24 protein-coding genes are annotated in these 20,843 nt (G+C 43.4%); 21 read left to right on the top strand and 3 right to left on the bottom strand.

From position 1 onward, the window contains the following. Positions 1-67 precede the first annotated feature (67 nt). A complete protein-coding gene (gene galE, locus B7720_RS00715; protein ID WP_001156531.1) occupies positions 68-1,087 on the top strand; it encodes a UDP-glucose 4-epimerase GalE in 1,020 nt (339 codons plus the stop codon). Further along, positions 1,071-2,054: a glycosyltransferase family 2 protein gene (locus B7720_RS00710; protein ID WP_000364626.1), complete on the top strand. Its 984-nt coding sequence runs from the start codon at positions 1,071-1,073 to the stop codon at positions 2,052-2,054. The genes galE and B7720_RS00710 overlap by 17 nt, the downstream gene beginning before the upstream one ends. A 75-nt stretch (positions 2,055-2,129) precedes the next feature. Here B7720_RS00710 and B7720_RS00705 read toward each other — a convergent pair whose 3' ends face one another. Next, a complete protein-coding gene (locus tag B7720_RS00705; protein WP_002874767.1) occupies positions 2,130-2,333 on the bottom strand; it encodes a ferredoxin in 204 nt (67 codons plus the stop codon). Between the two features lie 45 nt (positions 2,334-2,378). On the opposite strand from B7720_RS00705, the gene B7720_RS00700 reads away from it, so the two are divergent. The 10 genes from B7720_RS00700 to whiA all read left to right on the top strand — a co-directional run bounded on the left by B7720_RS00700 (position 2,379) and on the right by whiA (position 9,438). Then, positions 2,379-2,885: an SAG1386/EF1546 family surface-associated protein gene (locus B7720_RS00700; RefSeq protein ID WP_084856031.1), complete on the top strand. Its 507-nt coding sequence runs from the start codon at positions 2,379-2,381 to the stop codon at positions 2,883-2,885. A gap of 9 nt (positions 2,886-2,894) precedes the next feature. Continuing rightward, positions 2,895-3,569, top strand: a complete 675-nt coding sequence (gene cmk / locus B7720_RS00695) for a (d)CMP kinase (protein ID WP_084856028.1) — start codon at positions 2,895-2,897, stop codon at positions 3,567-3,569. A gap of 118 nt (positions 3,570-3,687) precedes the next feature. Then, positions 3,688-4,194, top strand: coding sequence for a dihydrofolate reductase (locus tag B7720_RS00690; protein WP_000162306.1), 507 nt, complete (start codon positions 3,688-3,690; stop codon positions 4,192-4,194). Then, the gene (locus B7720_RS09680; protein ID WP_049478486.1) at positions 4,194-4,364 is read left to right on the top strand and encodes a hypothetical protein; all 171 of its coding nucleotides are present in this window, start codon (positions 4,194-4,196) and stop codon (positions 4,362-4,364) included. The genes B7720_RS00690 and B7720_RS09680 overlap by 1 nt, the downstream gene beginning before the upstream one ends. Before the next feature lie 31 nt (positions 4,365-4,395). Further along, a complete protein-coding gene (clpX, locus tag B7720_RS00680) occupies positions 4,396-5,628 on the top strand; it encodes an ATP-dependent Clp protease ATP-binding subunit ClpX (protein ID WP_002874765.1) in 1,233 nt (410 codons plus the stop codon). Between the two features lie 8 nt (positions 5,629-5,636). Continuing rightward, entirely contained in the window at positions 5,637-6,224 is a 588-nt protein-coding gene (gene yihA, locus B7720_RS00675; protein WP_000405203.1) for a ribosome biogenesis GTP-binding protein YihA/YsxC, read from the top strand. 9 nt (positions 6,225-6,233) lie between these two features. After that, positions 6,234-6,614, top strand: a complete 381-nt coding sequence (locus B7720_RS00670) for a RidA family protein (protein ID WP_001140420.1) — start codon at positions 6,234-6,236, stop codon at positions 6,612-6,614. Positions 6,615-6,665: 51 nt separating this feature from the next. Further along, complete coding sequence (gene rapZ / locus B7720_RS00665) at positions 6,666-7,556, top strand: RNase adapter RapZ (RefSeq protein WP_049478488.1); 891 nt, start codon at positions 6,666-6,668, stop codon at positions 7,554-7,556. Beyond that, positions 7,553-8,530 (top strand): YvcK family protein, encoded by a 978-nt coding sequence (locus tag B7720_RS00660; RefSeq protein ID WP_001231053.1) that lies wholly within the window; start codon positions 7,553-7,555, stop codon positions 8,528-8,530. Before rapZ ends, B7720_RS00660 begins: the two co-directional genes overlap by 4 nt. Next, positions 8,527-9,438: a DNA-binding protein WhiA gene (gene whiA, locus B7720_RS00655; protein ID WP_000011295.1), complete on the top strand. Its 912-nt coding sequence runs from the start codon at positions 8,527-8,529 to the stop codon at positions 9,436-9,438. Before B7720_RS00660 ends, whiA begins: the two co-directional genes overlap by 4 nt. Positions 9,439-9,469: 31 nt before the next feature. Here whiA and B7720_RS00650 read toward each other — a convergent pair whose 3' ends face one another. Then, positions 9,470-10,438: an NAD(P)/FAD-dependent oxidoreductase gene (locus tag B7720_RS00650; RefSeq protein ID WP_000081039.1), complete on the bottom strand. Its 969-nt coding sequence runs from the start codon at positions 10,436-10,438 to the stop codon at positions 9,470-9,472. Between the two features lie 136 nt (positions 10,439-10,574). Between B7720_RS00650 and cdaA the strand changes: the two genes are divergently transcribed. From cdaA to B7720_RS00600, 9 genes are all read left to right on the top strand, one after another. Then, on the top strand, positions 10,575-11,432 hold the full coding sequence (gene cdaA / locus B7720_RS00640) for a diadenylate cyclase CdaA (protein ID WP_084856026.1): 858 nt from the start codon (positions 10,575-10,577) through the stop codon (positions 11,430-11,432). Continuing rightward, entirely contained in the window at positions 11,419-12,201 is a 783-nt protein-coding gene (locus B7720_RS00635) for a CdaR family protein (RefSeq protein WP_049478489.1), read from the top strand. The genes cdaA and B7720_RS00635 overlap by 14 nt, the downstream gene beginning before the upstream one ends. A gap of 28 nt (positions 12,202-12,229) precedes the next feature. Then, the gene (gene glmM, locus B7720_RS00630) at positions 12,230-13,582 is read left to right on the top strand and encodes a phosphoglucosamine mutase (RefSeq protein WP_084856024.1); all 1,353 of its coding nucleotides are present in this window, start codon (positions 12,230-12,232) and stop codon (positions 13,580-13,582) included. Between the two features lie 73 nt (positions 13,583-13,655). Beyond that, the gene (locus B7720_RS00625; protein ID WP_001050092.1) at positions 13,656-14,030 is read left to right on the top strand and encodes a DUF1149 family protein; all 375 of its coding nucleotides are present in this window, start codon (positions 13,656-13,658) and stop codon (positions 14,028-14,030) included. Between the two features lie 2 nt (positions 14,031-14,032). Then, positions 14,033-14,881 carry a DegV family protein gene (locus B7720_RS00620; RefSeq protein ID WP_084856021.1) on the top strand — a complete coding sequence of 283 codons (849 nt, stop codon included), beginning with the start codon at positions 14,033-14,035 and terminating at the stop codon, positions 14,879-14,881. A 264-nt stretch (positions 14,882-15,145) separates the two neighbouring features. After that, a complete protein-coding gene (gene dapB, locus B7720_RS00615) occupies positions 15,146-15,913 on the top strand; it encodes a 4-hydroxy-tetrahydrodipicolinate reductase (protein WP_084856019.1) in 768 nt (255 codons plus the stop codon). Further along, a complete protein-coding gene (locus B7720_RS00610; protein ID WP_084856017.1) occupies positions 15,910-17,109 on the top strand; it encodes a CCA tRNA nucleotidyltransferase in 1,200 nt (399 codons plus the stop codon). The genes dapB and B7720_RS00610 overlap by 4 nt, the downstream gene beginning before the upstream one ends. Then, entirely contained in the window at positions 17,106-18,974 is a 1,869-nt protein-coding gene (locus tag B7720_RS00605; RefSeq protein ID WP_084856015.1) for an ABC-F family ATP-binding cassette domain-containing protein, read from the top strand. Before B7720_RS00610 ends, B7720_RS00605 begins: the two co-directional genes overlap by 4 nt. Further along, positions 18,971-19,582, top strand: a complete 612-nt coding sequence (locus B7720_RS00600) for a hypothetical protein (protein WP_084856013.1) — start codon at positions 18,971-18,973, stop codon at positions 19,580-19,582. The genes B7720_RS00605 and B7720_RS00600 overlap by 4 nt, the downstream gene beginning before the upstream one ends. Before the next feature lie 53 nt (positions 19,583-19,635). Here the strand turns inward: B7720_RS00600 and mntE are convergent, their stop codons facing one another. Then, positions 19,636-20,829, bottom strand: coding sequence for a CDF family manganese efflux transporter MntE (mntE, locus tag B7720_RS00595; RefSeq protein WP_049478496.1), 1,194 nt, complete (start codon positions 20,827-20,829; stop codon positions 19,636-19,638). Between the last annotated feature and the right edge of the window lie 14 nt (positions 20,830-20,843).

The raw sequence follows: 20,843 nt of genomic DNA, 5'->3' as shown, positions 1-20,843 counted from the left end.
GTCAAATGACATTCCCTATCAAAAATGATAAAATAAGAAAAAATAATCCGAGAATCGAGGAAAAAAGATGCAAGAAAAGATTTTGGTAACTGGTGGTGCTGGATTTATCGGAACCCACACTGTTATTGAGTTGATCCAAGCAGGTCATCAAGTGGTTGTGGTGGATAATCTTGTCAATAGCAATCGTAAAAGTTTAGAAGTTGTTGAAAGAATCACAGGAGTTGAGATTCCTTTTTATGAGGCAGATATCCGTGATACTGATACTCTCAGAGATATTTTCAAGCAGGAAGAACCGACTGGTGTGATTCACTTTGCTGGTTTGAAGGCTGTTGGCGAATCAACCCGTATCCCTCTTGCCTACTATGATAACAATATCGCAGGAACTGTCAGCCTTTTGAAAGCTATGGAAGAAAATAATTGTAAGAACATCATCTTCAGTTCTTCTGCGACAGTTTACGGAGACCCTCATACTGTTCCAATCTTGGAAGATTTCCCACTTTCAGTGACCAACCCGTACGGCCGTACTAAGCTCATGTTAGAGGAGATTTTGACCGATATCTACAAGGCAGACTTAGAATGGAATGTGGTCTTGCTTCGTTACTTCAACCCAATCGGAGCGCATGAAAGTGGAGACCTAGGAGAAAATCCAAATGGAATTCCAAACAATCTCTTACCTTATGTTTCACAAGTAGCAGTGGGCAAACTAGAACAAGTACAAGTGTTTGGAGATGATTACGATACAGAAGATGGAACCGGTGTTCGTGACTATATCCACGTCGTAGACCTAGCTAAAGGTCACGTTGCAGCTTTGAAAAAACTCCAAAAAGGTTCAGGTCTAAACATTTATAACCTTGGAACTGGTAAAGGTTACTCCGTTCTTGAAATTATCCAAAATATGGAAAAAGCAGTGGGACGTCCTATTCCTTACCGCATCGTAGAACGCCGCCCAGGTGATATCGCTGCCTGCTACTCAGACCCAGCAAAAGCCAAAGCAGAACTCGGATGGGAAGCAGAACTCGACATCACCCAAATGTGCGAAGACGCATGGCGTTGGCAAAGCAAGCATCCAAATGGATTTGAAGACTAAGATGATGATTTCAATCATCGTCCCTTGTCTAAACGAAGAGGAAGTACTTCCTCTTTTTTATCAGTCTGTGGAAGCTCTGCTTCCTGACTTGGGAGCAGAAGTCGAATATGTCTTTGTAGACGATGGCTCAAGCGATGGGACCTTAGAGCTTTTGAAGACCTATCGGGAGCAAAATCCTGCGGTCCGTTATGTCTCATTCTCACGAAATTTTGGGAAAGAGGCAGCCTTATACGCAGGTTTGCAGCATGCAACTGGAGACTTGGTGGTCGTGATGGATGCAGACCTTCAGGATCCTCCTAGTATGCTACTTGAGATGAAAGCCTTACTAGACCAGAATGCAGACTTGGACTGTGTTGGGACACGGAGAACTAGTCGGGAGGGAGAACCCTTCTTTCGCAGTCTCTGTGCTGACCTCTTTTACCGCCTCATGCAAAAAATTAGCCCAGTAGCTCTGCCCTCAGGTGTCCGTGATTTTCGCATGATGAGACGATCTGTGGTAGATGCTATTTTGACCCTGACCGAATCCAATCGTTTTTCTAAAGGACTCTTTGCCTGGGTGGGTTTTAAAACGCACTATCTTGATTATCCAAACGTTGAACGACAGGCTGGCAAGACCAGTTGGAGTTTTAGACAACTCTTTTTCTACTCGATTGAAGGAATTCTCAATTTTTCAGATTTTCCCTTGAGTATAGCTTTTGTAGCGGGACTTCTATCTTGTTTTCTTTCTTTTGTGATGACAGTTTTTGTAGTGTTTCGGACTCTTATCTTGGGAAATCCGACATCTGGTTGGACGTCTTTGATGGCTGTCATCCTCTTTCTTGGAGGGATTCAACTCCTGACGATTGGGATTCTCGGTAAGTATATCAGTAAGATTTATCTAGAGACCAAAAAAAGACCACTCTATCTCGTCAAAGAAAAAAGTGACCTTTCTATTATTGAAGGAAAAAATAACCAAAAAAGACTATAATTTTACCTAGAAATATGCTAAACTAGTAGGTGTGGGAAAAATGAGAAAAAATCAATTATATTTATTCCCTGCTTCCTACGATGGATCTTTTAGAAGTGCTCTTGTAGGACAATTTTTGATGGCCTCCAGAACATCGCTGGTCTCAGCGATTTCTCTTTGCAATTCAACTGGATCATCATAAAAGCGAACGATTCCATTATCGTGATAATCAAAGAGTTCAGAGTAGGTTTGGCAAAGCCCGCAGGCGATGCACCGTTCGGGTATAAGTGTGACTTTCATATTTATATTGTAATAAGAAAATGTAAAAAAAACAAGGAGTAAGGTATGGAAAAAGAACCGTGGCAAGAAGATATTTACGAAAACAATGAGGAAGAAACAAGATCAGAGCGTCGACACCGGAAACAAAAAGGGAAAGGCGTTGTTGCGAATCGTGTCTTGACGGTTCTAGCTAGCCTCTTCTTTGTAATCGTTGTAGCAATGGTAGTTGTATTGATTTACCTATCAACCGGAGGAAGCAATCGTACTTCATCTTTGAAGGACTTCTATGATGCATCGTCTCCTTCTACAAGTTCAAGTTCTAAAGTAGAAGCATCATCATCTTCAAGTAGCAAGGTAGAGGAAACAGCTTCTTCTGAATCAACACCTTCAGAGAGCAGTTCGGAAGAACATGCAGAGGGTGAAGGAACACTTACAGTACAACCTGGAGAGGGAGAAGCAGCTCTTGCTCAACGTGCAGGGATTTCCATTGCCCAGCTAGAAGCCCTAAATCCTTCTCACATGTCATCTGGATCTTGGTTTGCCAACCCAGGTGATGTGATTAAGACAAGATAGGAGTCGGTCATGAAGACAATTCAAATTGCTATCGATGGTCCAGCTTCGAGTGGTAAGAGTACGGTCGCAAAGATTGTCGCTAAAGATTTTGGTTACACTTATCTCGATACAGGTGCTATGTACCGTGCTGCGACTTATATAGCGCTCAAGCACCAGTTGGATGCAGGAAATGTAGACCAACTTCTTGAGCTTCTTAACCAACACCCCATTAGTTTTGGTCGTTCAGAAACAGGTGAGCAACTTGTTTTTGTAGGGGATGTTGAGATTACGCATCCGATTCGTGAAAATGAAGTGACCAACAAGGTTTCAAGCATTGCTGCCATTCCTGAAGTGCGTGAGAAACTGGTTTCGCTCCAGCAAGAGATTGCTCAGCAAGGTGGTATCGTCATGGATGGGCGTGATATCGGGACAGTTGTTTTACCAAAAGCTGAACTCAAGATTTTCCTAGTGGCTTCTGTTGAAGAAAGAGCAGAGCGTCGTTACAAGGAAAATATTGCTAAAGGGATTGAAACTGACTTGGAAACGTTGAAAGAGGAAATTGCGGCACGTGACTACAAGGATAGTCATCGTGAAACCTCACCTCTCAAACAGGCTGAGGATGCAGTTTACCTTGACACAACTGGACTAAGTATCCAAGAAGTGGTTGAAAAAATCGAATCAGAAGCAAAAAAATATATGTCCTAAGGGCGAGAGGAGCAGGCTGAATGAAGCCTGCTCCTTTTCTCTCTTTTGCGCGCGTTTCAAAACAGCCTTTTTGGGAGAATTTTGATAAAATAGTAGTATCAATAAAAAGGACGGAAGCATGACAAAGAAAATCATAGCCATTTGGGCCCAAGATGAAAAAGGTGTGATTGGGAAGGAAGATCGTCTCCCTTGGCATTTGCCAGCAGAGTTGCAACATTTTAAGGAAACAACTTTAAATCATGCTATACTGATGGGACGAGTGACCTTTGATGGTATGGGACGTCGTCTGCTTCCAAAACGGCAAACCCTGATTTTAACGCGAAATAGCGAAGAAGTCATAGATGGGGCGCTCGTATTTCAAGATGTGGAGTCTGTTTTAGCGTGGTATCAGAGTCAGGAAAAAAATCTCTATATCATTGGCGGAAAGCAGATTTTTCAGGCTTTTGAGCCTTATTTAGATGAAATCATCGTGACACAGATTCATGCTCAGGTGGAGGGAGATACCTATTTCCCTGAGGAGTTTGACTTGTCTCATTTTGAGACAGTAGCAAGCAAATCTTACACCCGAGATGAGAAAAACGACTATGATTTTACCATCGAATACCGAGATAGAAAGGAAGTCTAATGGAGCGCAGTATATTTGGATTTTTTACAGCTTTGTTGTGTGTGATCTGTATTTTGACTGGAGCACAGGCTTTTCGTAAGAAGCGCTATGGACTGTCTGCCTTACTCTGGTTGAATGCTTTTACCAATCTGGTAAACAGTGTCCACGCTTTTTATATGACCTTATTTTAGATAGAATGATAAATTAGAATGGAAGGAAATCATGCCTACAAATAGGAAAAATGATATGATGGTTTATTGCTCATTTTGTGGCAAAAGCCAAGAAGAAGTAAAGAAAATAATCGCTGGGAACAATGCCTTTATCTGTAATGAATGTGTGGAATTGGCCCAGGAAATCATTCGGGAGGAGTTGGCTGAGGAAGTCTTGGCAGATTTGTCTGAAGTACCAAAACCAATCGAGCTCCTCAATATCCTAAATCACTATGTGATCGGTCAGGATCGTGCTAAACGTGCCTTGGCAGTGGCAGTTTACAACCACTACAAACGCATCAATTTCCACGATACTCGTGAAGAGTCAGAAGATGTGGATTTGCAGAAGTCAAATATCTTGATGATTGGCCCAACTGGTTCTGGGAAAACCTTCTTGGCTCAGACTTTGGCTAAGAGCTTGAATGTGCCTTTTGCTATTGCAGATGCGACAGCTCTGACTGAGGCTGGGTATGTGGGTGAGGACGTGGAAAATATCCTCCTCAAACTCTTGCAGGCCGCTGACTTTAACATCGAACGTGCAGAGCGTGGGATTATTTACGTGGATGAAATTGACAAGATTGCCAAGAAGAGCGAGAATGTGTCTATCACACGTGACGTTTCTGGTGAAGGGGTGCAACAAGCCCTCCTCAAGATTATTGAGGGAACTGTAGCCAGCGTACCGCCTCAAGGTGGACGCAAACATCCGCAACAAGAGATGATTCAGGTGGATACCAAGAATATCCTCTTTATCGTGGGTGGTGCCTTTGATGGCATCGAAGAAATCGTCAAACAACGTCTGGGAGAAAAAGTCATCGGTTTTGGCCAAAATAACAAGGCGATTGACGAAAATAGCTCCTACATGCAAGAAATCATCGCAGAAGATATTCAAAAATTTGGGATTATCCCTGAGTTGATTGGACGCTTACCCGTCTTTGCTGCTCTTGAGCAATTGACGGTCGATGACTTGGTTCGTATCTTGAAGGAGCCAAGAAATGCCTTGGTGAAACAATACCAAACCTTGCTTTCTTATGATGATGTTGAGTTGGAATTTGATGATGAAGCCCTTCAGGAAATCGCCAATAAGGCTATCGAACGCAAGACTGGTGCGCGTGGTCTTCGCTCCATCATAGAAGAAACCATGCTAGATGTTATGTTTGAAGTGCCAAGTCAGGAAAATGTGAAATTGGTCCGCATCACAAAAGAAGCTGTCGATGGAACGGAAAAACCAATCCTAGAAACAGCCTAGAGGTGACTATGGAAATCAATACACACAATGCTGAAATCTTGCTCAGTGCGGCAAACAAGTCCCACTATCCGCAGGATGAACTGCCAGAAATCGCCCTTGCAGGCCGTTCAAATGTCGGCAAATCTAGCTTTATCAACACCATGTTGAACCGAAAGAATTTGGCCCGTACATCAGGAAAACCTGGGAAGACCCAGCTCCTCAACTTCTTTAACATTGATGACAAGATGCGCTTTGTGGATGTACCAGGTTATGGTTATGCCCGCGTTTCCAAAAAGGAGCGTGAAAAGTGGGGGCGCATGATTGAGGAGTATTTGACCACTCGGGAAAATCTCCGTGCCGTGGTCAGTCTGGTGGATCTCCGCCACGACCCGTCAGCAGATGATGTGCAGATGTATGAATTTCTCAAGTATTATGAGATTCCGGTTATCATCGTTGCGACCAAGGCAGACAAGATTCCTCGCGGTAAGTGGAACAAGCACGAATCAGCAATCAAAAAGAAATTAAACTTTGACCCAAGTGACGACTTCATCCTCTTTTCATCTGTCAGCAAGGCAGGGATGGATCAGGCTTGGGATGCAATATTAGAAAAATTGTGAGGGAAAGAAATGGCAAAAACAATTCATACAGACAAAGCTCCAAAAGCAATCGGACCTTATGTTCAAGGGAAAATCGTTGGCAATCTTTTGTTTGCTAGCGGTCAAGTTCCCCTATCTCCTGAAACTGGAGAAATTGTAGGAGAAACGATCCAAGAACAGACAGAACAAGTCTTGAAAAATATCGGCGCTATTTTGGCAGAAGCAGGAACAGACTTTGACCATGTTGTTAAAACAACTTGCTTCTTGAGCGATATGAATGACTTTGTTCCTTTTAACGAGGTTTACCAGACTGCCTTTAAAGAGGAATTTCCAGCTCGTTCAGCTGTAGAGGTTGCACGTCTTCCTCGTGATGTAAAAGTCGAAATTGAAGTGATCGCAGAGATTGGATAAGCTAGTTGAAGTTTGGCTCTGCCAAACTTTTTTTGATATAAGGAGAGATAGATGACAAAGAAACAACTTCACCTGGTGATTGTGACAGGGATGAGTGGCGCAGGGAAAACAGTAGCCATTCAGTCCTTCGAGGATTTGGGATATTTCACTATTGACAATATGCCACCAGCCCTCTTGCCAAAGTTTTTGCAGTTGGTAGAGACCAAGGATGATGACCACAAACTGGCCTTGGTTGTGGACATGCGGAGCCGTTCCTTCTTTTCAGAGATTCAGGCAGTTTTGGATGAATTGGAAAACCAAGATGATTTGGATTTCAAAATTCTCTTTTTGGATGCAAAAGATAAGGAATTGGTGGCCCGTTACAAGGAAACCAGACGGAGTCACCCTCTAGCAGCGGATGGTCGGATTTTGGACGGCATCAAGCTGGAGCGCGAGCTCTTGGCACCTTTGAAAAACATGAGCCAAAATGTGGTGGATACGACAGAACTTACTCCGCGTGAACTTCGTAAAACCATTGCTGAGCAATTTTCGGACCAAGAACAAGCCCAGTCTTTCCGTATCGAAGTCATGTCTTTTGGATTCAAGTATGGTATTCCTATCGATGCAGACTTGGTCTTTGATGTCCGTTTCTTACCAAACCCATACTACCTCCCTGAACTCCGTAATCAGACAGGTGAGGATCAAGCAGTTTATGACTATGTGATGAATCATGAAGAGTCTGAAAGTTTCTATCAGCACTTACTCGCCTTGATTGAACCCATTTTGCCAAGTTACAAAAAAGAAGGCAAGTCTGTTTTAACCATTGCAGTAGGATGTACAGGTGGACAACACCGTAGTGTTGCCTTTGCCAAACGCATAGCTGAGGACCTTGCTAAAAACTGGTCTGTCAATGAAAGCCATCGTGACAAAGACAGAAGAAAGGAAACGGTAAACCGTTCATGAGAAAACCAAAGATAACGGTAATTGGTGGAGGAACAGGTATCCCCGTCATTTTGAAAAGCTTGCGAGAAAAGGATGTTGATATCGCAGCCATCGTAACGGTAGCTGATGATGGCGGCTCTTCTGGTGAACTAAGAAAGAATATCCAACAGCTGACACCACCAGGAGATCTTCGCAATGTCCTGGTAGCCATGTCGGATATGCCTAAATTTTATGAGAAGGTTTTTCAGTACCGCTTTTCAGAAGACGCTGGTGCTTTTGCAGGTCATCCTCTAGGAAATATCATTATAGCAGGGCTTTCTGAAATGCAAGGGTCCACTTATAATGCCATGCAGCTGCTAAGTCTCTTTTTCCACACAACAGGAAAAATCTACCCCTCAAGCGATCAGCCTTTGACACTGCATGCAGTCTTTAAAGACGGTTCTGAGGTGGCAGGTGAGAGCCACATTGCAGATCATCCCGGCATGATCGACCATGTCTATGTGACCAATACCTTGGATGATGAAACGCCCCAAGCCAGCCGTCGAGTGGTCAATACTATCCTAGAGAGTGATATGATCGTCTTGGGGCCTGGTTCCCTCTTTACATCGATTTTGCCCAATATTGTCATTGAGGAGATTGGGCAGGCTCTCTTGGAGACTAAGGCTGAGATTGCCTATGTCTGCAATATCATGACCCAGCGTGGGGAAACAGAGCACTTTTCAGACAGTGACCACGTGGAAGTCCTCCATCGACACTTAGGTAGGCCATTTATTGATACGGTCTTGGTTAATATCGAGAAGGTTCCTAGAGAATACATGGATACCAACCGTTTTGATGAATATTTGGTTCAGGTAGAGCATGATTTTGCTGGTCTTTGCAAGCAGGTCCCTCGTGTGATTTCATCCAACTTCCTTCGTTTGGAAAATGGAGGAGCCTTCCATGATGGCGATTTGATTGTAGATGAATTGATGCGCATTATACAGGTGAGAAAATGAGTTTTACAGTTGCAGTAAAAGAGGAAATTCTTGGTCAACACCATCTCAGTCGTTATGAACTATCGGCCATTATCAAGATGTCTGGCAGTATCGGTCTATCTAGTTCGGGCTTGACCTTGTCAGTCGTAACTGAAAATGCTAAGTTAGCTCGGCACCTTTATGAGTCCTTTCTCCATTTTTATGAGATCAAGTCAGAAATTCGTCACCATCAGAGAAGCAATCTTCGCAAGAATCGTGTCTATACGGTCTATACAGATGAGAGGGTGCAGGAGCTTTTAGCTGATTTGCGACTTGCGGATTCCTTCTTTGGTTTGGAGACGGGTATTGATCCCGATATCTTAGCAGATGAAGAGGCTGGTCGTGCTTACTTATGTGGGGCCTTTCTGGCAAATGGTAGCATCCGAGATCCGGAGTCTGGCAAGTACCAGTTGGAGATCAGTTCTGTATATCTGGACCACGCCCATGGACTAGCCTCTCTCCTTCAGCAGTTTTTGTTGGATGCCAAGGTTATTGAGCGAAAGAAAGGTGCAGTTACCTATCTCCAGCGTGCAGAGGACATCATGGATTTCTTGATCGTGATTGGGGCTATGCAGGCGCGTGATAACTTTGAGCGCGTCAAGATTTTGCGTGAAACTCGTAACGATCTCAATCGAGCCAATAATGCCGAGACAGCTAATATCGCTCGGACAGTTTCTGCCAGCATGAAGACTATCAATAATATCAGTAAAATCAAAGATAGAATGGGTTTGGAAAATTTACCAGTGGATTTGCAGGAGGTGGCTCGCTTACGGATCCAGCACCCAGACTACTCTATCCAGCAGTTGGCGGATAGCCTGAGCAATCCCCTGACCAAAAGTGGTGTCAACCACAGACTCAGAAAAATAAACAAGATTGCAGATGAACTATAAAACCACGAATCGTTGATCCGTGGTTCTTTTATTATAAACTGGTCGAGTGTTTGGGTTGTACTTTTTGGTCAGGGTCAATGTAGTTAATGGCATTGTTAACAGCTGTTGGAGCTTCACCCAGTCCTGTCGCAATCAAATCAATCTTACCTTCATAGTAGCAGCAGTCGCCGATAGCATAGATACCTGCTTGGCTGGATTCTTGTTTGCTATTGACGATAATCTTGTGACGGTTGAGATCCAGACCCCAATTTTTAAGATTGCCAACAGATGATTTGAAACCATAGTTGACAAAGAGGTGGTCTACTTCGATAGTTTCGGTTTCATCTGATTTGACTTTGGTGATTTCTAGTTTATCGAGTGTTTTTCCATCTCCGATAAGTTGGCTAGGAACGAACGGTGTCTTGATGGTCACAGATGATTCTTGCAAGGCTTGCACACTATGTTCCAAGGCGCGGAAATTATCTCTGCGGTGAACGAGAGTGGTTGGGGCAATCTTTTCAAAAGCCAGAGCCCAGTCCACTGCTGAGTCCCCACCACCAAGGATGGTCACTTTCTTACCAGCGTATTGTTGGATGTTGGAAACGTGGTGGTGGATATTTTCATAGTCCTCAACGTTCTCCAATTCGAGCGGACGTGGTTTAAAGGCACCTCCACCCATAGCAATGATGACTGTTTTGGTCAGATGGCTTCCCTTGTTGGTTGTGATGGTGAATCCTTGATCTTGCTTCTCAATTTCAAGAACGGTTTCGTTGAGGTGAACAGGTGTTTCAAAGCCGTTTAGCTGTTCAATCAAGCGATTGGTCAGTTCTTCCCCAGTTAGGTTTGAAAAACCTGGCACATCAAGGATTTGCTTTTCAGGGTAGAGGATGGCAGGTTGACCACCGAGCTGGGGAAGGGAGTCAATGATTTGGACTTTGGCTTGGCGTAGGTGGGCGTAAAAGGCAGCAAAGAGCCCGACAGGACCGCCACCGACAATGGTAATATCATAGAGTTGAGACATGATTTCTCCTTCGTTTTTTCTAATCAGTTTATTTTATCATATTTTTGCTTAATTTAAAATGAGGTAGGATAGGGAAAAAATGGGCAAAAAATGGTATAATGGTACAGAAAGTGTTTCGACAGGGAGGAGGCCAGGGATGAATTTTCAACAATTATCCAATTTACAATACTGGACGAGTTTGTTTTCAAGTCCTTGGACGATAGTCATCAATCTGATAGATATTCTCATTGTGACTTATATTTTATATCATTTTACCAAAGCGATTGCAGGGACCAAAATCATGATTTTGGTGCGGGGAGTCTTGGTCTTTATTTTAGGTCAGATTCTGTCCAATATGATTGGTTTGACGACCATTTCCTGGTTGATTAATCAGATCATCACCTACGGGGTCATTGCAGCGGTGGTTATTTTTTCACCAGAGATTCGGACTGGTTTGGAACGATTGGGTCGAGCTACTGATTTCTTCTACAATGCGCCTATTAGTGCGGAAGAGCAAATGGTTCGTGCATTTGTGAAATCAGTTGAATACATGAGTCCTCGTAAGATTGGGGCGCTTGTAGTGGTTCAGCGAGTAAGAACCTTGCAGGAATACATCTCGACAGGGATTCCTTTAGATGCTAAAATTTCGGCTGAATTGCTTATCAATATTTTTATTCCCAATACTCCCTTGCATGATGGTGCTGTCATTATCAAGGAAGACCGGATTGCCGTCACTTCAGCCTATCTACCCCTGACCGAAGATACCGGGATTTCCAAGGAGTTTGGAACGCGTCACAGGGCGGCGATTGGTTTGTCGGAAGTGTCAGATGCTCTTACCTTTGTGGTTTCGGAAGAAACGGGTGGAATCTCAATCACCTATAATGGAGTCTTTAAGCATGATTTGACCTTGGAAGAGTTTGAATCGGAGTTAAGAAGAATCTTACTTCCAAAATCAGAGAAAAAGCAAGGTCTGAAAGAGCGCTTGCTAGGAGGATTGAAACATGAGAAAAAATAGTCTATACATCATTTCTTCCTTCTTTTTCGCCTGCATCCTCTTTATCTATGCGACTTCAACAAACTATCAGAATAGCAACAGTGCCAGACAGGTGCGGACGGAGACTTATACAAACACAGTTCTTAATGTCCCAATTGATATTCAGTATGACAGTGATCAGTATTTTATCAGTGGTTTTACATCTGAGGTGACGGTCTTTCTAACAGGCTCAAACAGAGTTGCTTTAGCGAGTGAGATGCAGGAAAGTACCCGCAAATTTAAGGTGACGGCTGATCTTTCTGATGCTAGTGTAGGAACCATCGAAGTTCCTCTGACTATTGAAAATTTACCGAGTGGTTTGACGGCTGTTGCGACACCGCAAAAGATAACAGTGAAGGTTGGTAAAAAAGCAAAACGAGACAATGTCATTGTTGTGCCGGAGATTGATCCTAGTCAGATTGATTCTCGCGTGAAAATCGATACAGTTACTGTATCAGATGAAAAAGTAACGGTTATTAGTGATGAGGAAACCCTCTCCAAAGTAGATCGTGTCATTGCCATCTTACCGACGAGTGAACGGATAACTAGAAACTACTCGTCCTCTGTTCCTCTACAAGCAGTCGATAAAAATGGAAATGTCTTACCAAGCGTCATTATGCCGTTTGACACAACTATGAAAATTACAACAAAAACAGCAACGTCTAGTTCAAGTAACTCGTCAACAAGTTCCTCAGAAGGCAGTTCGTCTTCAACGAGTTCAGAAACAAAATCAGATTCGTCTAAACAATAATAAATAATAGAAAAGGATGATAAATAAAATGGGTAAATATTTTGGGACCGATGGAGTCCGTGGAGAAGCAAACGTAGAACTGACACCAGAATTGGCTTTTAAACTAGGCCGTTTTGGTGGATATGTCCTCAGTCAACACGAAACAGAAGCCCCTAAAGTCTTTGTAGGACGTGATACACGTATCTCAGGAGAAATGTTAGAATCAGCCTTGGTGGCAGGTCTTCTCTCTGTAGGGATTCACGTCTACAAACTTGGTGTCCTTGCAACACCAGCAGTAGCTTACTTGGTCAAAACTGAGGGAGCCAGTGCAGGTGTTATGATTTCTGCCAGCCACAACCCAGCCCTTGATAATGGAATTAAATTCTTTGGTGGGGATGGCTTCAAACTTGATGATGAAAAAGAAGCAGAAATCGAAGCTTTGCTAGATGCTACTGAAGACACTCTTCCTCGTCCAAGCGCCGAAGGCTTGGGAACCTTAGTGGACTATCCAGAAGGTTTACGTAAGTATGAAGGCTACCTTGTTTCAACTGGAACGCCTCTTGAAGGAATGAAAGTGGCCTTGGATACAGCCAACGGTGCAGCATCTACAAGTGCCCGTCAAATCTTTGCAGACCTTGGGGCTCAAATAACTGTTATTGGGGAGACACCAGATGGTCTTAACATCAACTTGAATGTGGGTTCTACACATCCAGAAGCTCTTCAAGAAGTGGTCAAAGAAAGTCAGTCAGCTATTGGTTTGGCCTTTGACGGAGATAGTGACCGTTTGATTGCTGTTGATGAAAATGGCGAGATCGTCGATGGTGATAAGATCATGTACATCATCGGGAAATACCTTTCTGAAAAAGGCCAGTTGGCTCAAAACACCATCGTGACAACGGTTATGTCTAACCTTGGCTTCCATAAGGCCTTGGAGAGTGCTGGTATTAACAAGGCAGTGACTGCTGTTGGTGACCGCTATGTCGTTGAAGAAATGAGAAAATCAGGCTACAACCTTGGTGGTGAACAATCAGGTCACGTTATCTTGATGGACTACAATACAACTGGTGATGGTCAATTATCAGCTGTCCAATTGACCAAAATCATGAAAGAAACAGGCAAGAGCTTGTCTCAACTAGCATCAGAAGTAACGATTTACCCACAAAAACTGGTCAATATCCGAGTGGAAAATGCCATGAAAGACAATGCCATGGAAGTACCAGCCATCAAGACAATCATAGAAAAGATGGAAGAAGAGATGGCAGGCAACGGTCGTATCCTTGTCCGCCCAAGTGGAACAGAACCCCTCTTGCGTGTCATGGCAGAAGCACCAACAACAGAAGAAGTCAACTACTATGTAGATACGATTGCTGCTGTGGTTAAAGATGAAATCGGCATTGACTAAAGCCTAGAAAACTAGATGAAATGATAAAAATGTGGTACAATTGCATAGTAAATTGTAGCAATGGGAGAGAAAAATGAATCTTAAACGAGAACAAGAATTTGTTAGCCAGTATCACTTTGATGCTCGTAACTTTGAATGGGAAAATGAAAATGGAGCTCCTGAAACCAAGGTAGACGTGAACTTTCAGTTACTCCAACATGACCAAGAAAACCAAGTGACTTCTTTAGTCGTTATCTTGAGTTTCATGATTGTCTTTGACAAATTTGTCATCAGTGGAACGATTTCCCAAGTGAACCATGTGGAAGGTCGCATTGTTAACGAACCAAGCGAATTTAACCAAGAAGAAGTCGAAACTCTGGCACGTCCATGTTTGAACATGCTCAATCGTTTGACGTATGAAGTAACAGAAATCGCCTTGGATCTTCCAGGAATCAATTTGGAGTTTTAGCCATGAAATTAGCTGTCATTACAGATTCTTCAGCCTATTTAGAGGAGAAGACGCTGCAAAGAGAGAATCTTTTTATCCTGGATATTCCTGTTAATATTGATGGGGAGGAGTATGTCGAAGGTGTCAATCTGACTGCTGAGGAATTTTATCAAAAAATGGCTCAGTCTGCAGAATTGCCTAAAACTAGTCAACCGAGTATTGCCAAATTGGATGAGATTCTAAATTCCTTGAAAGATGAAGGCTATACTCATGTCTTGGGACTCTTTCTTTCGTCTGGAATTTCAGGCTTTTATCAGAACATCCAATACATGTTGGAAGAGTATGATGGCTTGACCATTGCCTTTCCAGATACCCATATCACAAGTTCCCCTCTAGGATTTATGGTAGAGAGTGCCTTTGAGTGGGCAGAACAAGGTGATGATTTTGCCCAGATTCAGGAGAAATTGGCTATCCAAATCGCTGATAATTCAGCCTTTATCATAGTAGATGACCTCGACCACTTGGTTAAGGGAGGACGTTTGTCAAATGGAGCAGCTATCTTAGGAAATCTCCTCAGTATCAAGCCTATTCTTTACTTTAATGACCAAGGAGTGATTGAAGTTTACGAAAAAGTTCGTACAGAAAAGAAAGCAATCAAACGTTTGGTGGAAATCATCAAGGAGTTGACAAAAGATGGGAACTACCGTATAACAGTCATTCATGGGAACGCTCCTCAAAAGGCAGCGGATTTACGTCAGCTTTTGATGGAGAGTGGTGTGACTGCTGAAATTCCAATTGTTAGCTTTGGTAGTGTCATTGGGACCCACCTTGGAGAAGGTAGTATCGCCTTGAGCTATACACCAATCGTCTAAATTGTTCTTACAGGCTTTGTATCTTAGAAATTGAACACGACCTACCTGCCTCTTGAAAAAAGATGCCTGTCTTGCCTTTCATGGAAAGTCAGCGCCATTCCCTATTTTTCATGGGCAGCTAACGTCCTTTGTATCTTGATAATTGAACACGCCTAGAACCCTGTGTGAAAAAGATAGTTCTTCCAAGGAGTAGACACTCCTTGATCAGAACTCCTATTTTCACTTTGTGTTCTTACAGGCTTTGTATCTTAGACAGGAGTAGAGATGAGTATTCGAGTAATTATTGCCGGTTTTAAGGGAAAGATGGGCCAAGCTGCTTGTCAGATGGTCTTGGCTGATCCAGACTTGGACTTGGTCGCAGTTTTGGATCCTTTTGAGTCTGAGTCAGAGTGGCAGGGGATTCCTGTCTTCAATGATAAGGCTGACTTGGCTGGTGTTGAAGCGGATGTTTGGGTAGATTTTACTACACCAGCCGTTGCCTACGAAAATACGCGCTTTGCTCTTGAAAATGGCTTTGCTCCTGTCGTAGGAACAACAGGCTTCACTAGTGAAGAAATTGCAGAACTAAAAGCACTTTCTCGTGAACAAGATTTGGGTGGCTTGATTGCCCCTAACTTTGCCTTGGGTGCTGTCTTGCTTATGCAATTTGCGACGCAGGCTGCCAAATATTTCCCAAATGTGGAGATTATCGAGCTCCATCATGACAAGAAAAAAGATGCTCCGAGTGGAACAGCCATTAAAACGGCTGAGCTGATGGCGGAAGTGCGAGAATCTATCCAACAGGGTGCGCCTGATGAGGAAGAATTGATTGCAGGTGCCCGTGGTGCTGATTTTGATGGCATGCGGATCCACTCAGTTCGTCTACCAGGCTTGGTAGCCCATCAGGAAGTTATCTTTGGCAATCAGGGAGAAGGATTGACCCTTCGTCATGACTCCTATGATCGCAGCTCCTTCATGACAGGGGTCAATTTGGGAATCAAAGAAGTTGTCAAGCGTCATGAGCTTGTCTATGGATTAGAACACTTATTATGAGATTAACGCAAATGCCTTCTGAATTTCAGAAGGCTTTACCAGTATTAGAAAAAATTAAAGAAGCAGGCTTTGAGGCCTATTTTGTTGGGGGCTCTGTTCGAGATGCCCTCCTCAATCGCCCCATCCACGATGTGGATATTGCGACTTCTTCCTATCCAGAAGAAACCAAGCAGATTTTCCCTCGCACAGCTGACATCGGAATCGAGCACGGAACCGTCTTGGTCCTAGATGGGGACGAGGAGTATGAGGTAACAACCTTTCGAACAGAGGATGTCTATGTGGACTATCGTAGACCCAGTGCGGTTTCCTTTGTGCGTTCGCTAGAAGAGGACCTCAAGCGCCGTGATTTCACAGTTAATGCCTTTGCCTTGGATGAGACAGGCGAAATTATTGACTTGTTCCATGGTTTAGAAGATTTGAAAAACCAAGTCTTGCGAGCAGTTGGAGTGGCTAGTGAACGTTTCAACGAAGATGCTTTACGTATTATGCGTGGTTTTCGTTTTCAGGCCAGTCTCGGTTTTAAACTTGAGTCAGAAACTTTTGTGGCGATGAAGACTTTGACGCCACTCTTGGAGAAAATTTCTGTGGAGCGTACCTTCGTTGAGTTTGATAAGCTCTTGCTGGCACCTTTTTGGCGAGTTGGTCTGGCTTCCATGATTGAGAGTCGAGCTTATGACTATCTTCCAGATATGGCAGGGAGCCAGGACAAGCTCAACAGACTGTTTGATTTGGAGACTGAGTTCACTTTTGAATCTTCTGAACAAGCCTGGGCGGCTCTATTGTGGGCTTTGGAGATTAAAGATGCACAGCCATTTTTGAAAGCTTGGAAAACCTCACGCCAGTTTGCCAAGCAGGTTCAGGATTTGCTGACCATTTTGGCTTTGCGAGAAGAAGGAGAGCTGAGCAAGCGCGATTGTTACCGCTTTGACTTGGATTCCCTTCTACAAGCTGAAAATCTTCGTCAGGCCCAAGGAAAAGAAGTCAACCCACAATCTATCACAGAAACTTACCATAGTTTGACCATTCATGACAAGAAAGAAATTCAGATTAACGGTGGAATTTTGATTAAGGAATATGGTTACCAGCCAGGACCAGACTTGGGAGAGATTTTAACAGAGATTGAGTTTGCCATTGTCGATGGAGAGTTGGAAAATGATCGTCAAGCAATCCATGCTTACCTGAGGGAGAAAAAATGAGTGATTTTATCGTTGAAAAACTAAGCAAATCCGTCGGAGACAAGACCGTTTTTAAGGATATTTCCTTTATCATCCATGACTTGGATAGAATCGGTCTAATCGGTGTCAATGGGACGGGTAAGACCACCCTTTTAGACGTCCTTTCTGGCGTTTCTGGCTTTGATGGGGATGTCAGTCCCTTTTCGGCTAAGAATGACTACAAGATTGGCTACTTGACCCAGAATCCTGATTTTGATGATAACAAGACGGTCTTGGATACGGTTCTCTCCAGCGACCTCAAGGAAATCCAGCTCATTCGTGAGTATGAGTTAATCATGCTCAACTACAGTGAGGACAAGCAGGCTCCTTTGGAACGGGTCATGGCAGAGATGGATTCTCTCCAAGCCTGGGAAATTGAAAGCCAGGTCAAGACGGTCCTCAGTAAGCTAGGTATTCAGGACTTGTCGACTCCAGTTGGTGAATTGTCAGGCGGTTTGAGAAGACGGGTTCAGTTGGCGCAAGTTCTCCTAGGAAACCACGACCTCTTGCTTCTGGACGAGCCGACCAACCACCTGGACATTGCGACCATTGAGTGGCTGACTCTTTTTTTGAAAAATTCCAAGAAGACCGTTCTCTTTATCACCCACGATCGTTATTTCCTAGATGCACTATCAACGCGGATTTTCGAGTTGGACCGAGCAGGCTTGACCGAGTATCAGGGAAATTACCAGGACTATGTTCGCCTCAAGGCTGAACAAGATGAGCGTGACGCTGCCCTTCTCCACAAAAAAGAACAACTTTATAAGCAAGAACTGGCCTGGATGCGCAGACAACCACAGGCACGTGCGACCAAGCAACAGGCCCGTATCAATCGTTTCCACGATTTGAAAAAAGAAGTTTCAGGTGGCGTTGCTGATACAGACTTGACCATGAACTTTGAAACCAGTCGGATTGGGAAAAAAGTCATCGAGTTTCAGAATGTTTCCTTCGCCTATGAAAACAAGCCCATTTTGCAAGATTTTAATCTATTGGTGCAAGCCAAAGACCGTATCGGAATTGTTGGGGATAATGGTGTCGGGAAGTCAACTCTGCTTAATCTCATCGCAGGAAGTCTTGAGCCGACTAAAGGTCAAGTTATCATCGGTGAGACGGTTCGCATTGCCTATTTCTCTCAACAAATTGAAGGTTTAGATGAAAGCAAGCGCGTTATCAATTACCTGCAGGAAGTAGCAGAAGAGGTTAAGACCAGCGGTGGTTCTACGACTTCCATCGCTGAGTTGCTGGAGCAGTTCCTTTTCCCACGTTCGACGCATGGAACCTTGATTGAGAAATTGTCTGGTGGAGAGAAAAAACGCCTTTATCTCCTCAAACTGCTCTTGGAAAAACCAAATGCTCTCCTTTTGGATGAGCCGACAAATGACTTGGACATTGCAACCTTGACAGTCTTGGAAAATTTCTTGCAGAGCTTTGCCGGCCCTGTCTTGACAGTTAGCCACGACCGTTATTTCCTAGATAAGGTAGCGACCAAGATTCTCGCTTTTGAGGATGGTAAGATTCGTCCTTTCTTTGGTCATTACACCGACTACCTTGATGAAAAAGTCTTTGAAACAGAGATGGCCAATCAAGTGCAAAAGGCAGAAAAGGAAAAAGTAGTCAAGGTCCGTGAAGACAAGAAACGCATGACCTACCAAGAAAAGCAGGAGTGGGCAAGCATTGAAGGGGATATTGAAGCCTTGGAAAATCGTATTGCTGCTATTGAAGAAGAAATGCAGGCAAATGGCTCTGACTTTGGTAAGCTGGCTACTCTCCAAAAAGAACTGGATGAGAAAAACGAAGAACTCCTTGAAAAATACGAGCGCTATGAATATCTAAGTGAGTTGGCATAATGGAAGAAAAAGTCATTAAACGTAGTCCCAAGAAAATCATTTGGAATGCCTTGTTTGGCTTGACTTCAGTGCTTTTCTTCTTGTTACCTCTCTATTATCTCCATTCGTATTCGGAAAAGGGGACGGGACTTCATACGGTAAGTATTTTGTTAATGCTGCTTGTCCTCTTTTGTGCTGGAGTAGTAGTTTATCAGACTTACAGACTTTTAAGCTCGGATAAGGAATATTTGAGATGTACTGTTCAGGGGTTTTACTACAAACCGAATCCAAAGAAACCCAGTCATTTCTATGCTTGGGCTGATGTAGAGGAATTTTCTTTCTCTCGGATTCGAGGGAAGTATAGGGATTCCTATCGGATTGAATTTGATTTTAAAAACAAGGAAAATGTGAAATCCCAATCACCTCTAGCCCTACTGAAGAGAAGGTGTTTCCCTTTTCATCAGTCAGCAGATTTGATTATCCCTATCTTTCTATTAGATGTAGGTCTTCCTGAAAGGGTATACGAGACTATGAAGTACTATGAAAGAGAATGGCGTATCGAACAAAATCGTCAAGCAAGAAAACAGACAAAACAAGCTTCGAAAAGCAAATCTTCCAAACAGCTATAAGACACTTTAGTTTAAAGAGAATCAATCAAAAAAGCCCTATCCACTGGATAGGGTTACTCTTTGTCCTCTTTTTTTGTTTCCTGGTGGAAGATATTTTGCCAAGTTTCATGGCGACGCCAGATACTGGTGTGGACGATGCCATCTAGCTCATAGCAAATGAGCTTGGTTTTCTGACTAATGGAGGTAATCTGAATGTCCTTAATAGCAGCACTAAGTTCTTTTTCAGACTTATAAGCCTCTTTATTCATCTGCTCTCCATCTTGACGAATATAGAGAAAGTCCTCAGCAAGGAGTTCTTCTAATTGATTGCCTTGGTCAATCAATTGCTCGCGCATGAGTAGTTTTTTATAGACATTGTCCAAAATTTCGTCCTCAGGTATAGGAGCTGGCTCGATATGAACATCGGTATCAAAGACTCCAAAACGCTCTTCTAGCATGGATTCGACCTGGTCTGCAATCTCATGACTTTCATAGACTGATAGGTCGGGATTCATCTCCAGCGTGATATCAAGGTAGATATTGCTACCGTAGGTGCGACCTCTTTGGGACTTAACCTTACTAATCTTTGGAATCTCCATGATGGCCTTCTGATAATCTTCCAGCAGACGGTCGTCAAAACCATCTGAAAGACTAAAGGAAGACTCGATAAAGATATCATAGGCTGTCTTTAAGATAAAGAAGGTGATGATGATAGCGACCAATTTATCCACGATTGGATAATTAAAACTGCTGGCTAGGATGGCAATGGAAGTCCCAAGTGAGGTAACAGCATCGGAAAGATTGTCCTTGGCGGCAGCCTTGAGCGCCTTGGACTTGGATTTCTTACTGAGGCGAGTATTATAGAGATAAACTGCGAACATGACTGACGCAGAGACGACTCCGAGAGTTGCACCCAGTGGGTCGATAACTGTCTGTTCCCGACTGAGAATTTTTTGAATGGTGTCCCGAAGAACATCAAAGCCAACGTAGAACATGATGATGGAAGTGATCAAGCTAGCCAAATCTTCAATTTTCCAGTGACCGAAACGATGGTCACGGTCTGCAGGCTGGCGTGCCATCCGAATCCCAATCAAGAGAGCAACATTTCCAATAATATCGGATACGTTGTTGAAACCATCTGCCACCAAACTGGAAGAATGCAGGAGGTGACCAGTTGCCAATTTTGCCGCAGACAAGAGGAGGTAAGTCGAAATGCTGATAATAGCTCCACGTTCTGCCAATTTGAGATTTGACATGGATTGGTTCATCGGGCTTCCTTTCT

The organism is Streptococcus oralis subsp. oralis, from assembly GCF_002096455.1.
In the GTDB taxonomy this organism is placed as follows: domain Bacteria; phylum Bacillota; class Bacilli; order Lactobacillales; family Streptococcaceae; genus Streptococcus; species Streptococcus oralis_CY.
Note: the sequence above shows the minus strand (reverse complement) of the source record. Positions and strands in the feature narration are given on the sequence as shown.

Bases quoted from the DNA above. Each gene is read 5' to 3' on its own strand.
- B7720_RS00690 (WP_000162306.1), top strand. From the start codon at position 3,688: ATGACAAAGAAAATCATAGCCATTTGGGCCCAAGATGAAAAAGGTGTG.
- cdaA (WP_084856026.1), top strand. From the start codon at position 10,575: ATGAATTTTCAACAATTATCCAATTTACAATACTGGACGAGTTTGTTT.
- B7720_RS00620 (WP_084856021.1), top strand. From the start codon at position 14,033: ATGAAATTAGCTGTCATTACAGATTCTTCAGCCTATTTAGAGGAGAAG.
- clpX (WP_002874765.1), top strand. From the start codon at position 4,396: ATGCCTACAAATAGGAAAAATGATATGATGGTTTATTGCTCATTTTGT.
- B7720_RS00660 (WP_001231053.1), top strand. From the start codon at position 7,553: ATGAGAAAACCAAAGATAACGGTAATTGGTGGAGGAACAGGTATCCCC.
- B7720_RS00700 (WP_084856031.1), top strand. From the start codon at position 2,379: ATGGAAAAAGAACCGTGGCAAGAAGATATTTACGAAAACAATGAGGAA.
- B7720_RS00710 (WP_000364626.1), top strand. From the start codon at position 1,071: ATGGATTTGAAGACTAAGATGATGATTTCAATCATCGTCCCTTGTCTA.
- B7720_RS00670 (WP_001140420.1), top strand. From the start codon at position 6,234: ATGGCAAAAACAATTCATACAGACAAAGCTCCAAAAGCAATCGGACCT.
- B7720_RS00610 (WP_084856017.1), top strand. From the start codon at position 15,910: ATGAGATTAACGCAAATGCCTTCTGAATTTCAGAAGGCTTTACCAGTA.
- galE (WP_001156531.1), top strand. From the start codon at position 68: ATGCAAGAAAAGATTTTGGTAACTGGTGGTGCTGGATTTATCGGAACC.
- glmM (WP_084856024.1), top strand. From the start codon at position 12,230: ATGGGTAAATATTTTGGGACCGATGGAGTCCGTGGAGAAGCAAACGTA.
- mntE (WP_049478496.1), bottom strand. From the start codon at position 20,829: ATGAACCAATCCATGTCAAATCTCAAATTGGCAGAACGTGGAGCTATT.
- cmk (WP_084856028.1), top strand. From the start codon at position 2,895: ATGAAGACAATTCAAATTGCTATCGATGGTCCAGCTTCGAGTGGTAAG.
- whiA (WP_000011295.1), top strand. From the start codon at position 8,527: ATGAGTTTTACAGTTGCAGTAAAAGAGGAAATTCTTGGTCAACACCAT.
- B7720_RS00635 (WP_049478489.1), top strand. From the start codon at position 11,419: ATGAGAAAAAATAGTCTATACATCATTTCTTCCTTCTTTTTCGCCTGC.
- dapB (WP_084856019.1), top strand. From the start codon at position 15,146: ATGAGTATTCGAGTAATTATTGCCGGTTTTAAGGGAAAGATGGGCCAA.
- B7720_RS09680 (WP_049478486.1), top strand. From the start codon at position 4,194: ATGGAGCGCAGTATATTTGGATTTTTTACAGCTTTGTTGTGTGTGATC.
- B7720_RS00650 (WP_000081039.1), bottom strand. From the start codon at position 10,438: ATGTCTCAACTCTATGATATTACCATTGTCGGTGGCGGTCCTGTCGGG.
- yihA (WP_000405203.1), top strand. From the start codon at position 5,637: ATGGAAATCAATACACACAATGCTGAAATCTTGCTCAGTGCGGCAAAC.
- B7720_RS00605 (WP_084856015.1), top strand. From the start codon at position 17,106: ATGAGTGATTTTATCGTTGAAAAACTAAGCAAATCCGTCGGAGACAAG.
- B7720_RS00705 (WP_002874767.1), bottom strand. From the start codon at position 2,333: ATGAAAGTCACACTTATACCCGAACGGTGCATCGCCTGCGGGCTTTGC.
- rapZ (WP_049478488.1), top strand. From the start codon at position 6,666: ATGACAAAGAAACAACTTCACCTGGTGATTGTGACAGGGATGAGTGGC.
- B7720_RS00625 (WP_001050092.1), top strand. From the start codon at position 13,656: ATGAATCTTAAACGAGAACAAGAATTTGTTAGCCAGTATCACTTTGAT.